This window comes from Sporosarcina sp. ACRSL (assembly GCF_022346605.1).
In the GTDB taxonomy this organism is placed as follows: domain Bacteria; phylum Bacillota; class Bacilli; order Bacillales_A; family Planococcaceae; genus Sporosarcina.
In genome coordinates this window covers 34,497-47,877 of sequence record NZ_JAKRNT010000012.1, presented here as the reverse complement: position 1 = coordinate 47,877, position 13,381 = coordinate 34,497, and the positions used below count along the sequence as shown (strand labels likewise).

The window sequence follows — 13,381 nt, the reverse complement described above, 5'->3', positions numbered from 1 at the left end:
GTTGCTTGCAAACTTGTTTACTTAATTTAATATAAATAAGGGAGTTTGATACAACTAGGAGGATTTTATTATGACATTCCAAGCAAAAGATTACCGTACAGCTGAACACGAAATTGCAGATATATTTTTAAATCGTTGGTCTCCGCGTTCGTTTGCTGACAAACCAGTTGCTGACGACGTATTAAATAGACTATTCGAAGCAGCTCGTTGGGCACCTTCTTCAGGTAACAACCAACCTTGGCGTTTTATCGTCGCTAAAACAGAAGCTGACCTAGAAAAGTTCCATCCAATCTTAATGGAAGGAAACTTAGTATGGGCTAAAAATGCCCCAGTATTAGCAATACTAGTATCTGATAACACAAAGGGATCAAATGAATTTGATGCTGGCACAGCTTGGGGATTCCTGTCACTACAAGCAGCTAAAGAAGGCTTAATCACTCATCCAATGAGCGGTATATACAAAGATGTGGCGAAGGAAGCGTTAAATATTCCTGAAAACTTCGATGTACAATTAGCAATCGCGATTGGTTATAAAGGTGAAAAAGATATGCTCTCTCCCGAATTACAACAACGCGAAACACCATCAGGTCGTCGCCCATTAGATGAAATTCTATTTGAAGGTTCTTTCAAGTAATCTCAGTAAATTAAATACCCTAAGTAAACAACCGCACTTACTATACTTGCGGTTTTTCCAATCTAAAGCACTTCAGAATTTTTTCTGAAGTGCTCTATTTAATAAGAACTCCTAAAAGTTATTTTGTTTATAACTGCTGATCGAGCCATTCTCGGAAATCCTTGTAATTTTCTAATGAAATTGTGTGACCTGCTGGATAAGCATGATAGGTTACAGTAGCACCTAATTTATCGAAATAATCCCGATTCGCTTCACCCCATGCAAGTGGAAACACTGGATCCTTTTCACCATGAGAAATAAATATCTGTAGATTGCTTGTATGCTGTTTCGAGTACTCTTCTCTTACAAAGTGTGGAATATAACCGCTAAATGCCATTACTCCCTTTATCCTACTCCCCATCGTTAAACCGAGAGTCATAGAGAGTATGGCTCCTTGACTAAAACCGCCCAGGAATACCTTTTCCGGGTCTATTGCATATGTATTTAAGGTATTTTTAATAAATTCCTCCAGCTTCCGAACCGTATCATCAAATACTGAACGATGAGGTTTTCCAAATCCTTCAATAGTGAAGTATGCAAATCCAGGTGGCTGTTCAATCGGGCCGCGAATACTAAATATGTAGGCATCCTTCTCAAGCCCATTTACCAGCGTCAAAATATCCTTTTCATTACTTCCCATGCCATGCATCAAAAATATTGCAGGATAAGATCTTCCTAGTTCTTCTGTTGCTGGTCTACGCATTTCATAAATAAAAGTATTATCCATTGGTATCATCCTTTATAAGATTTGATGGTGTTACTTTGAAATATGTTGTTTTTAATTATTCTTCTATAATTGTAAAGGAGAAAAACATTTTTTACGATACAACGGATTATTCATTTTCTTATTCTTATACATTTTAGCATCCGCTATACTTAGCAATTGTCCCAAGACTCCATAGGCTATATAAACTGCTTCTATTTATGGTACGGTTCTTCGTAACGGATGTGCGGTTTTTAGAATACACACATTGAAATTGGATATAGTAATCATATACTTCTTAGCTTTTGGGGGTCTTTCATGAATTTACAATCTGGAACATTTTATTGGCCTACTACTTTTCCTGATGCCCCGTCTTACCCGGCATTAGAAGAAGATCTTAGTTGTGATGTGTTAATTATTGGGGGCGGAAGCTCCGGAGCTCAGTGTGCATATTATCTTGCAGATACTAATTTAGATGTAATTGTAATCGAAAAATCAACAATCGGAAGTGGCAGTACTAGTTCAAATACAGCACTCCTACAATACTCCGGTGAAAAAATGTTTATAGATTTAATCAATACTTTTGGGAAAGATTATATAACAAAACATTTGAATTTAGTAAAGAAAGCAATTAATGAAATTGAAGCAGCCTCAAAAAATGTCACCATTGATTGTGAATTCAACAGAAGGGATACATTATACTCCGCTAGCTGTGCAGAAGACGTGGAAAAGCTAAAAAACGAATATGAATTTTTAAAGATGCACAACTGTGAACTTACTTTTTTAACAAAAGAAGAAATTGAAGCAAAGTATCCTTTTAGTAGAGATGCAGCGATCTATTCATACAACGATGCAGAAATTAATCCTTTTCGATATACCCATGCCCTATTGAATTATGCGGCAAGAAAAGGCGTTCGCATATATGAAAATACGGAAATGAATGGTCACCATTATGAAAAGGAACAAAACATGATGGTCGTTTCGACAAAGAATAGATGCTCTATACAAGCACGTACTGTTATTTTTGCTGCAGGATATGAAGGGATGGAAATTAAAAAAGAGAAAAAAGCCTCCTTTGTCAGTACCTTTACGGTCACGACCAACCAAATTGACAATTTATCCGAATGGCATAACAGGTCACTTATTTGGGAAACCGCACGCCCCTATATTTATATGCGGACAACGAAAGACAACAGGATTATTGTAGGTGGTCTTGATGATAATACGAATTACTCCGATGACCGGGATAGTAAATTAATTCACAAAAGAGATCAGCTGATTGGAGAATTAAATAAACGATTTCCGAAAATAAACGCCAAAGCAGAATTCTTTTTATCTGCATTTTATGGCGGTACAGTCGACGGGATTCCGATCATCGGTAAATATGAAGAATATCCTAATAGCTATTTTCTATTTGCCTTTGGTGATAATGGAACAGTTTACAGCCAACTCCTTTCGAAGATTATTGTAAAGGAGATTGTTGAAGGTTATAGTCCAGATTTAGCTCTCTACTTACAACATCGTCCTATAGTAAATAAAGAGTGAAAAAGGTGGGGATTGTTTCCACCTTTTTTACCGAATTCACAATTGAAAAATCCTTATATGGGCATATTATGATATTCAAAATCATCGAAAATGGAGGGAATTAAATGGAGGGAAAGACAGCGATTATTACAGGCGGGGGCAGTGGGTTCGGAAGGGAAACTGCAATTAAACTTGCCCAAAAAGGAGTAAACATTTCAGTAGTAGATTTGTCCGAAGAAAACGGGGTAGAGACAGTAAATCTTTGTGAAGAGTTAGGCAGTAATGCTTTTTTTATTCAAGCAGATGTAAGTAAAGTTGAGGATGTAAAAAAATATGTAGTCGAAACAATTGACCGCTTTGGAAAAATAGATATGTTTTTTAACAATGCTGGAATTTCAGGTTCTGGAGTTCGAACTTTAGAATGTTCTGAAGAAGAATTCAATAACATAGTTGATGTTAATTTAAAAGGTGTCTTCTATGGTTTGAAATATGTCGTGAACGAGATGCTAAAAACTGGCGGTGGATCTATTGTCAATACCTCCTCTCTTGGCGGCTTAGTTGGAATGCCTACATTAGGAGCTTATTCGGCGACAAAGCACGCTGTCATTGGTTTAACAAAAACCATTGCTGGAGAATATGGAAAAGATAATATTCGTATCAATGCAATTGCTCCTGGAACCAATGAAACACCCATGGTAAAAGCATTTCCAGCAGAAGCTATTAAAGCAATGGCTGATGCAGTACCGATGGGCAGATTAGGTCAACCCCATGAAGTAGGGAATGTAGTTGCATTCCTACTTAGCGATGAGGCATCTTATATTCATGGTGCTGTCATTTCAATTGATGGTGGATCTGCCGCATTATAATTTATATATTTCATGTTTTAAAAAAGCGGAATGCGCCAACAAAATTATTTAAACTATATAAGTTAAAATGACAGAACCACCTGAAACGTTTCCAAATTAACGTTTTAGGTGGTTATTTTTTAAACCACTCTTACTTATGGTACGGTTCTCCCCACTATCTCTATATGGGGTTTTTATGTATCCTTTATTCCACATATTCAAACATATACTTCATTCATCAAACTGTTCCTGCTACAACTCTTCTAAATGCAATTGTGCCGCACAATATGAAGGAAATTTTCATCATAACAATGAATGAAGTAATCGAGTTCTATTTTTAAAAGAATTTTTTTATTTGCGAAAATTGTCCGCATCTTAACGTTATATAAAGTGTAAAGGCTTTTACACAATCGTTTAAAGAAAGGAGATTCCGATGAAAATTAACGAGCAAAATTTTATAGCCCTTCTTCAAGCCGGCGAAGAAGAAGCTCTTGATTATGTGATTGATCATTATTTACCGCTTATTAAAGGCGTGGTCGTAAAAACATTAGGACCACTTAATAAAAATGATCTGTCTAAGGAATGCTGTAACGAAATTTTATTGTCGATTTGGAAAAATGCTAAAAAGTTTACTGGTGAGCCTACGGATTTTCAAAAATGGATTTGTGTCATTGCAAAATATAAGGCAGTCGATTATATCCGTACCGAAATGCGAAAAAAAGAGAGCCTTTCTCTTAATTTAGACTTCACATCACACGAATTAACGTACCAAAAAAATATGCTACTCGAAGAGCAGCAAAATATTTTTGCCATTATCTCGAAATTAAAACCAGTCGATCAAAAGATATTTATTATGAAATACTTACTAGACTTTGACACAGAGGAAATCGCACGTCAGCTTCAAATGACAAAGTCTGCTATCGATAATCGACTTTATCGCGGAAAAAAGAAGCTTAAAAAATCAATAGGAGGTTTTCAAATTGAAGAAACTATTTAATCATTTTAATGAAATTGATATAAATCTCCATGAATTTGAAGAGGTGGAGGTATCAGAGTTTGAAAAGGCACAATTTAAAAAGGATTTGCGAAAACAAATCAACAAAAACAGCTCTCAAAAATGGACGAAAGGAATTGCAGCTGCATGCCTAGCTATTGGTATTGGTGCCACTTCATTGGTTGGACTTTCATACACAACATTTGCACAGGAAATTCCGTTCGTAAATAGTATTTTTAAGCTGTTCTCTGAAAGAGAATATGGCACAACATTAATTGGCTATGACAACTTTGCAGAAGCTGAAAATTTGACGGTTGAAAGTAATGGCACGACAATTACAATTACCGAAACATTATTAGACAGTAAAAAGCTTTTCGTTAGCTACTCAATTGAAACAGACAAAGAATTAGGTCCAATCGCTTTAATCGATGGTAGCTTCACATTAAATGGTGAGCAAAACTCCTTGTTCCATGCAGAGCATGACATTTATAAAATCGCTCCCAATAAATATGCAGCTATGACAACCGCTATTTTACCTTTATCACATTCCATTGATGAAGGTACGTTCCAATTCAATATCCGTGAATTATCTAATCCTGAAAACGGTGAAGTCGTTCAAGGCGAATGGGATTTCACAATTTATGCGGAAGCCTCTGATACAATTGTACAAACAGTTGAACTTCCTAAATCAGAAAAGAACGCTCTTAACGTAGAAATCAACAAAATTACGTATACACCATACTCATTCATCGTTAATTACAAAGAAGGCGTACACAATGATGTTTTAAATGAAAAATATAACGTAATTTATTCTGAATTACTGTTAAAGGATGACTTAGGAAATACGTATAAATCGAAATTTAATGGTGGATATGGGAATTCTGGTGTAACAGATTATATGATTACATTTGGACAGCTACACCCAAATGCTAAAAAGTTAATATTCACACCTATATTCCACTTTAAAAACTTAGATAACAATTATGAGTCGGTTGAAATAATGCAACTAGACGATATCATTGTAGAAATTGAGCGATAAAATACAAATGCTCGATGATGTGAGCAAAAGTTAACAAAATTGAACATAGAATAATATTCGTTCAAAAGAGGATGAATTAAAACCACTCAAAGCATTATTGAAAATACTTTGAGTGGTTTATTACTTGTGGTATTATATACAGCTACCGCCTCCACTAATTTCCCTTAATCTAGTAGCTCAAATGCATCATTTATTTTTCTACTATAAGCACCATTCATATTTTCCTTTGTCGTGAATAGTTACCTATAAAAAAATGCACTTACTTATGATACGGTTCCCCCCGCATAATTCGAAATCCTCGATAGATCTGCTCCAATAACACCAATTTCATCAACTGATGAGGAAATGTCATTTTAGAAAACGATAACAGCTCATCCGCGCGTTTATATACATCATTATGTAATCCAAGAGATCCGCCGATGACGAAGACGACTTTGCTTCGGCCATATGTCATCAACGACTCCATTCCAGCCGCCAATTCCTCGCTCGTTTTCATCTTCCCCTCAATCGCCAGAGCAATTACGTATGCGTCTTGACTGATTTTCGCAAGGATCCTGTCCCCTTCTTTTTTCTTGACGATTTCCATGTCTGCTTCACTTAATGACTCGGGAGCCTTTTCATCTGGTACTTCGACGAGCTCTATTTTGGCGTAGGCGCCGAGACGTTTGGCATATTCATCCATGCCCATTTTTAAATATTTTTCTTTTAGTTTGCCAACTGACACAATTGTAATATTCACAGGGTTGTCCACCTTTGCTGAAATGTTATACACAGAACTTATTCACATATCCACAGAAAAAACTATATGTAGTGCCCGATTATCCGTTCGCCACAATATACGTTGCGGGCGTGTCACAGTACTCGCATTTTGTGGATAACTTTTCGTCTTTCTTAATTGTTTCTAGAATCGGAAACGTTTCCTCTTTCGCGATAAAAACGTCTAGTGCATGATTGACGTGGGTTTCACAACAATATATTTTCATCTTCCACACTTCTTTCTCCACTTGATTTTTACACAAAGTTATTAACAATTTCGTTTTTTTATCCACATGCGTATAACTTCTACAGAAAAAACAGGCAGTATAGCCGATGTTCTGCTATGCTGCCTGTTGTGGATAAATAATATTACAGCCTTGTTAAAAGTGTAACATTCCATTCAGTTTTCTGCCTGCTTTTATACCACATTGTTTAGAATGTGTTGCCGTCCCTCAATTCCATTTGTATGTCAATCAGTTTTCCATCACGGTACACTTTCATCGTCATCGTGTCTCCAACTTTTTTCTCGTTATACAGATGCTTTCGCAAACCGACCATATCTGTAATCTTCTCTCCATCCATTTCCACGATGACATCATACTGCTGTACGCCAGCCGCTTGAGCAGGTGTGTTGCGGAATACTTGAGTGACGATGACACCTTCAACAATCTCCTCCGGTAAATTCAACATTCTTCTTCGTTCTGAAGTAGGGACATCCTCCAAGTTAAAGAGACTGACGCCCATTGTCGGTCGCTGAACTGTACCGGTTTTTTCAAGGTCCTCGATGATGGGTACTGCGATATTGATCGGAATGGCAAGTCCGATTCCTTCCACGGTTGACTGCGTAATTTTCATCGAGTTGATGCCGATAAGTTGGCCCGCTAGGTTAATAAGCGCACCGCCTGAGTTGCCGGGATTGATGGCGGCATCCGTCTGTAGGACATCAGCTTGCCAATCGACCGTACCATTCTGGTCGAAATCAATTGGGATCGACCGGTCTTTTCCGGAGACGACGCCCATCGTCACAGAGCCTGCAAAACCAAGACCGAGGGGGTTACCGATTGCGATAACTGTTTCCCCACGCTTCAATGCATCCGAATCCCCAAATTCAATTACAGTTTTGACAGGGGCTGCATCGATTTCAACGACGGCTAAATCAGTCCACATATCACTGCCGACGAGTCGTCCGTCCACCTTCGTCCCATCATCAAATGTGATTTCCAATTCCTCCGCATTTTCAACGACATGATGGTTTGTGACAATGTACGCTTTATCGCCTTCCTTCTTATAAATGACGCCAGATCCGCTACCTTCCCTCGTCGTTTCCGTTGCAGACCAAAAATCGCGCACGGTTCGTAAATTCGTTATGCCGACGACCGTATCCGCTACTTCGGAGACAACGTTGGTGACATCCGTATTAATATCCATGGAGACCCGCTCGCTCGTGAGGTTATTATTACCCGTCGTTTCACCCCCGACTTGAGGCGACACATTCTCCTTATCCAAAGTGAAATTCATCAGTAACCAGACGATGAGCCCACCTAGAATTGCACCGAACAAGGCAGGCAGAAATCCGCCTCGGCGTTTCGATTTGGTTGGAGATTCGCGGTATCTTATCGGTTCTTCACGTTTTTCAAGTTCTTCAGGTTCTTCAGGTTCTTGAAGACTTTGAGGTTCTTTACGTTCTTCGGGTTCTTGAAGATTTTGAGGTTCTTTACGTCCTTCAGGTTCTTGATTATGAATGTCCTGCTTATCTTCTTCCTTGCGCGGACCTTGATTGAATTCGTCCATTCTCCTCTCCCTTTCTATAGACAGTTACATTTACTTTACCCTAATCATGTTGTTTAAAATCAAATCTTTCTTTAACTTTGTTGGTGAAGGCTTGCTCGAGTCGCAACGTTTCTTTGAGTGTGTAACGCGTATCTTTGAGCGCGAAACGCTTCTCTTTTGGCGCGAAACACTTCTCTTTGGGGGCGCGGAACACGTCTCTTTGAGCGTTGCTCGGTGGACCACTTCCTGAAATCAAAATAGAAAAAGCCTCACCCGTAGGCAAGGCTTTTAACATTTTATTAAACAGTGACAAGCTCGGTTGGTTTTTCCGCATCGGTATCATGCAAATGCACGAATTCTCCCGTACGGATCCCGTATGCTTCCAATGTTTGCGAAACGCTCATCCTTGCGAGATCTTTCATATTGTTATCCTTGCTCAAATGGGACAAATAGATTCTTGTCTCTTTTTGGGCTACTACTTCGCTCATCGCGATAGCCGCATCTTCATTCGATACATGTCCGACGTCGCTCAAGATCCGGCGTTTGACGGACCATGGGTAGCGTCCCATCTGCAGCATACTGACGTCATGATTGCTTTCAAAGACGAATGCGTCGGCTCCGTTTATATGCCCTTTCATCCGGTCGCTCACATATCCTGTATCCGTAATGATTGCAAGTTTCCGGTCATTTTCGTGGAATACATAAAACATCGGATCCGCGGCGTCATGGGAAACGGCGAACGACTGAATATCAAGCGAACCGAATGACATATTCGTCTCCATGTTGAAATGGTAACGTTGATCCACTGGAATCTCACCGACAAGTCCATTCATTGCAAGCCATGTCTTTTCATTCGCATAGATCGGCATTTTGTATCTTCGTGCGAGCACGCCAATCCCTTTTATATGGTCACTATGCTCATGGGTAACGAAGATGCCATCTACTTGCTCCATAGAACGACCGATGCTTTCCAGTTGCTGCTCCATTCTTTTCGCACTCAGTCCCGCATCTACGAGGAAAGCATGCTTTTCGGTTTCGATATATACTGAATTGCCCGTGCTGCCACTTGCAAGCACACTAAAACGCATATGAAAAACTCCTTATTCTTTTTCATCCTCAGCCTCTTCAAGTTCTTCCTCTTCCACTTTCTCGAATTGGAATTCTATCACTTTACCTTCTATGGCATTTATGAAATGATTTTCAATCGTTCCATCCTTCAATTCTACACGAATATTCCAGGTCGGAGCAAATACTTGAGTTTCCGTCAATTGGACAAGTGACGAGTATCCCGGCGTCACTTTCAACACTTTGGAATCCTGCTTCAAAAACCCTCGCGTTGCAAGGGATCCGACCGCTTCATCTTGAGTTAATACTTCTTTTTTAAGGTTATCGCTTGAGAATTTTTCTAGCATCCGCTGCTCATAATGAGTTACTTCAAAATTGTCATCCCAATAGATGATCAGCGTGGCATTCGGACTATAGAAGATTGGTTCGCCATCCACCTTTTGAAAGAAGATGGCTTTCCGATCTTCCTCGTCCACTTCCCAAAGCTCATATTCAGCTCCACCCCATACATATTTCGCGAGGAAATCCGTGAAATGAGGATCTCCTTTTGCATTCCGTATGGAAACCGGAACCTCCATTTCGGATTCAATCCGAGTATCATCCTCAATGAGGATAGACTGGTCTTCCAACAAATCCAGTTCATCCTGCGAGAATGACTTCATGTCAGCGGATATGTAGGAGAAGTCATTTTTAACGACTTGCGGTAAATTGTACGTAATGTTCTCTTGCTTCATCAAATCCTCAATCGACGCTTTCCTCGCTACTTGTACATTTTGGGCTTCCGTATGCTGATTCAAATACAAGGAATAGAGAAAAATATTTAATATCGAAAAGACGACGATAAAAATGGTTTTCGTTTTACTCCAATCCAATCTGCTCACCTCCGCCTTGATCAGGTACATAGCGGGACCAGTCCCCTTTGATCAAATAATACCAGGCAGGCTCCATGACAAATATCCGTTGATCTTGATCATGTCTCATAGTGTAACCGACCGTAATTTCCTCGACCGCTCCGATATCAAGCTTCTCTGACTCCTTCAGCGCATTTGCAATTTCCAAGCCCGAAGGAAGCTCGATCTCCTCGTCATGTAACAGCACACCACGTGTATAGTAAGGACGGTTATAACGGAAAACCCGATTTTCGCCGTATATTTGAGAAATTTCCGTCGTTCCCATCGGTTCACCGAAAACAGGATAACCATGGATGAACAGCTGGAATTTCACGTAGCGAGAGTATGAATTCATATACGAATATCTGTAAGAATCCGTCCATCCCCCATGTTCATTTATGGAGTCAATTACATCTTGCAATAGGACAGAAGGGTTTGCCGGTTCCCGAATTTCTGCAGCAGGATGAAAAAAATTCAACATTTTTGTATTTGTGTTTACGATTAATCGTGCATGGTCGTCTCCAAACTCCTCATGTGTTGCATCGACTTGGCTGCGTCGCACTGCATTCGGGTCATTAAATAACGCATCCCGAAAACGTGTCGGACTTATTTCTTCCTGGTAATATGTGCTACGAGACATTTTGACCGGTTCAGCAGGGACTGCCAAATAAACCGGCTCCTCGACAGCCACTTCAGCATAAACTGGCAAGGTTTGCCCCTCTTGAACGATATTTCGGTAAGACGTCATCATATCGTTCGCAGATATTCTTCCATGATAATGGATACCTGTTGCCTGGCTGATGAAATGAACTCTAAACGCAATCTCTTTAGCATTCCATTGGACGACTAGACGGTCAAAGCTAAATCGATCAGGTAGTGGAATGTCATCTTCGATAGGCAAAATCTTATCATAGACAGGCAACGGCACATCACCTTGGAAATACATTGTGAACTGATTCGTTTGTTCAAAAAAAGCTTTCATCTCTGTTTTATTCATCTCGTTCGGTTCACGAACGAGTTGAGATACTTTCCAAGTGCTCATTTCCTTCAATACTTGATCAATTTTCGTTTGCTCGGTCGTTCCTCTCAAAGCTTCGTCATATTTAATGACGAATTTATAAGGCTTAATGATGTCATGATCTTTTTTCCGTTCACCGATTGAAATATCCACTGTCGGTGATTGTTCAATAATAGGCAGCTGCGGTGAATACGTCCATATGGAAAAGGTGAATGTGACACTCAACAGAACGAGTAATAGTAAAATAATCGATTTGATTGGTTCGATATACTTCAATCCCATTCACCTTCCTCTTGTTGTTCAAAAGGCAGCGTAAAGAAAATCGTAGTCCCTTTCCCTTCTTCGCTTTCCGCCCAGATTTTCCCGCCATGAGCGATGATCATTTCCTTCGCGATGGCGAGTCCAAGACCTGTTCCGCCCATTGCCCTCGACCTCGCGCGATCCGCCCTGTAAAAACGATCGAAAATGCGGTTCACATTTGCTTTTGGAATTCCCATGCCGTCGTCAGAGATCATCACTTTGATGTATGTCCCGGACGTAGTCACACCGAAACGGACGTCCCCACCGTCAGGAGAATATTTCAGTGCATTCGAAATGATATTGTCGATTACTTGCGTCATTTTATCGGTATCGATTTCGACAAAAAGATCCGCAGATGGCAGCAGCCTCTTGAAATGAACATTTTGTGATTTTGAGAATTCGAACCTCTCAATGATCGAGTTGAAGAAATGGTTGAATTCCACCCATTCGGTGTTCAATTCATATTCTTTGCTGTCCATCCTCGACAGTTTCAGCAAATCATTCACAAGTCGTATCATCCGCTCCGTCTCTGTCTGTGTCACGCGAAGGAAGGACGGGGCAATGTCCTCGTTCTTCCATGCTCCTTCCGCCAACGCATCCAAATAGCTGCGCATCGTTGTCAAAGGGGTACGGAGCTCATGAGACACGTTAGAAACAAACTCACGGCGCTCCATGTCGATCTTTTCCTGTTCGGTATTGTCATGCAGGACGACAATGAGGCCGTTCACGAAGCCAGTCTCCCGTTGTGTTACGGAAAAAGTCGCCCGCAATATATAAGGCTCCTTCTCCGTACTGAAATCGAGCGCGATAGAATCTTTGACTTGTATGAGATCTTCGAACGTATACTCCTGTTCCAGGCCCAATATGCTCGTAATCGGGCGGTTCAACACAAGATCTCGTGTCAGCCGGAGCATTATAAGTGCAGAGTCGTTAATAAGACTTACTCGCCCTTTACGGTCTGTTGAAATAACACCATCGGTCATATTTTCAAGAACAGAGGCAAGCTTCCTTTGCTCGCTTTCAGTTGTTGATTGTGACTCTTGGAGCTGATTCGTCAAATGGTTAAAGGCAATGGCAAGTTGGCCCATTTCATCATCACCATATACATGGACCTTCCTCGAGAAATTCCCCTGAGCCATCGCTTGTGCCTGTCGTCTCATATCTGAAATCGGTCGTGTAAAGGTCCGTGCGATGAAGATTCCGATAATAACAGTGATCGCTAATGAAACTGCCACTCCACCCGCAAGTATTTGGTTAATATCATTGATTTGCTTAAATACTTTTTCAATATTGGCCGTCACATATAAAGCCCCGATGACTTCCATGTTATTGTTCATAATCGGTGTGACTCGCACCATGACACGCTCGCCGGATGCCTGGTCAAAGTTGATATTCTCATAGAACGTTTCAGAGGAGATCGACCTCCTCACACTGTCTTCCATCGATCGTTGGCGGACTAATGATTGATTTCCAAGCTCGGATGTGGCTAATATTTTATACTTTGCATCGATCACCCGTATTTCATTAATATCTTCCGAATTAAAGCCCGAAAGGACGGTCCGCAAGCTCTGCTCGAGTGACGGATCGTCCGGTGACCGATCTTTCATCATTTCTTCACGGACACTGAATTCCACTAGATTCATCCTGTCTTTGACCGATGTCGTGAAGTTCGTCTTCAACGTCTCTTCAAGCTCCCTTGCAAAATAAAGCCCGATTATCTGCATCGCTACAACGATGAGCAAAATATAGATTAGGACGAACTTTACATGGATGGAGCGAAAAAAACCGACTTTCTGCATGTTCC

General features: G+C 40.3%; 14 protein-coding genes. 5 read left to right on the top strand and 9 right to left on the bottom strand.

The annotated features are described in order from the left end of the window. Positions 1–70 precede the first annotated feature (70 nt). Positions 71–634, top strand: a complete 564-nt coding sequence (locus tag MHZ92_RS17170) for a nitroreductase family protein (protein WP_239432936.1) — start codon at positions 71–73, stop codon at positions 632–634. Between the two features lie 127 nt (positions 635–761). Here the strand turns inward: MHZ92_RS17170 and MHZ92_RS17165 are convergent, their stop codons facing one another. Next, a complete protein-coding gene (locus MHZ92_RS17165) occupies positions 762–1,400 on the bottom strand; it encodes an alpha/beta hydrolase (RefSeq protein WP_239432935.1) in 639 nt (212 codons plus the stop codon). Positions 1,401–1,694: 294 nt separating this feature from the next. Here MHZ92_RS17165 and MHZ92_RS17160 point away from each other — a divergent pair, with 294 nt between their 5' ends. From MHZ92_RS17160 to MHZ92_RS17145, 4 genes are all read left to right on the top strand, one after another. Continuing rightward, positions 1,695–2,921 (top strand): NAD(P)/FAD-dependent oxidoreductase, encoded by a 1,227-nt coding sequence (locus MHZ92_RS17160; protein ID WP_239432934.1) that lies wholly within the window; start codon positions 1,695–1,697, stop codon positions 2,919–2,921. Between the two features lie 104 nt (positions 2,922–3,025). Continuing rightward, positions 3,026–3,766, top strand: coding sequence for an SDR family NAD(P)-dependent oxidoreductase (locus MHZ92_RS17155; protein WP_239432933.1), 741 nt, complete (start codon positions 3,026–3,028; stop codon positions 3,764–3,766). 412 nt (positions 3,767–4,178) lie between these two features. After that, positions 4,179–4,742, top strand: a complete 564-nt coding sequence (locus MHZ92_RS17150; RefSeq protein WP_239432932.1) for a sigma-70 family RNA polymerase sigma factor — start codon at positions 4,179–4,181, stop codon at positions 4,740–4,742. Then, entirely contained in the window at positions 4,726–5,778 is a 1,053-nt protein-coding gene (locus MHZ92_RS17145; protein WP_239432931.1) for a DUF4179 domain-containing protein, read from the top strand. Before MHZ92_RS17150 ends, MHZ92_RS17145 begins: the two co-directional genes overlap by 17 nt. Positions 5,779–6,037: 259 nt before the next feature. Here MHZ92_RS17145 and rlmH read toward each other — a convergent pair whose 3' ends face one another. The 8 genes from rlmH to walK form a co-directional block, all read right to left on the bottom strand. After that, on the bottom strand, positions 6,038–6,517 hold the full coding sequence (rlmH, locus tag MHZ92_RS17140) for a 23S rRNA (pseudouridine(1915)-N(3))-methyltransferase RlmH (protein ID WP_239432930.1): 480 nt from the start codon (positions 6,515–6,517) through the stop codon (positions 6,038–6,040). A 79-nt stretch (positions 6,518–6,596) separates the two neighbouring features. Beyond that, positions 6,597–6,761 (bottom strand): CxxH/CxxC protein, encoded by a 165-nt coding sequence (locus MHZ92_RS17135; protein ID WP_239432929.1) that lies wholly within the window; start codon positions 6,759–6,761, stop codon positions 6,597–6,599. Positions 6,762–6,966: 205 nt separating this feature from the next. After that, the gene (locus tag MHZ92_RS17130) at positions 6,967–8,325 is read right to left on the bottom strand and encodes a S1C family serine protease (RefSeq protein WP_239432928.1); all 1,359 of its coding nucleotides are present in this window, start codon (positions 8,323–8,325) and stop codon (positions 6,967–6,969) included. 40 nt (positions 8,326–8,365) lie between these two features. Continuing rightward, positions 8,366–8,599, bottom strand: a complete 234-nt coding sequence (locus MHZ92_RS17125) for a hypothetical protein (protein WP_239432927.1) — start codon at positions 8,597–8,599, stop codon at positions 8,366–8,368. Between the two features lie 4 nt (positions 8,600–8,603). Next, entirely contained in the window at positions 8,604–9,392 is a 789-nt protein-coding gene (locus tag MHZ92_RS17120) for an MBL fold metallo-hydrolase (protein WP_239432926.1), read from the bottom strand. Positions 9,393–9,404: 12 nt separating this feature from the next. Further along, a complete protein-coding gene (locus MHZ92_RS17115) occupies positions 9,405–10,241 on the bottom strand; it encodes a two-component system regulatory protein YycI (RefSeq protein ID WP_239432925.1) in 837 nt (278 codons plus the stop codon). Continuing rightward, positions 10,228–11,559, bottom strand: coding sequence for a YycH family regulatory protein (locus MHZ92_RS17110; protein WP_239432924.1), 1,332 nt, complete (start codon positions 11,557–11,559; stop codon positions 10,228–10,230). Before MHZ92_RS17110 ends, MHZ92_RS17115 begins: the two co-directional genes overlap by 14 nt. After that, entirely contained in the window at positions 11,550–13,376 is a 1,827-nt protein-coding gene (gene walK / locus MHZ92_RS17105) for a cell wall metabolism sensor histidine kinase WalK (RefSeq protein ID WP_239432923.1), read from the bottom strand. The genes MHZ92_RS17110 and walK overlap by 10 nt, the downstream gene beginning before the upstream one ends. Positions 13,377–13,381 lie beyond the last annotated feature (5 nt).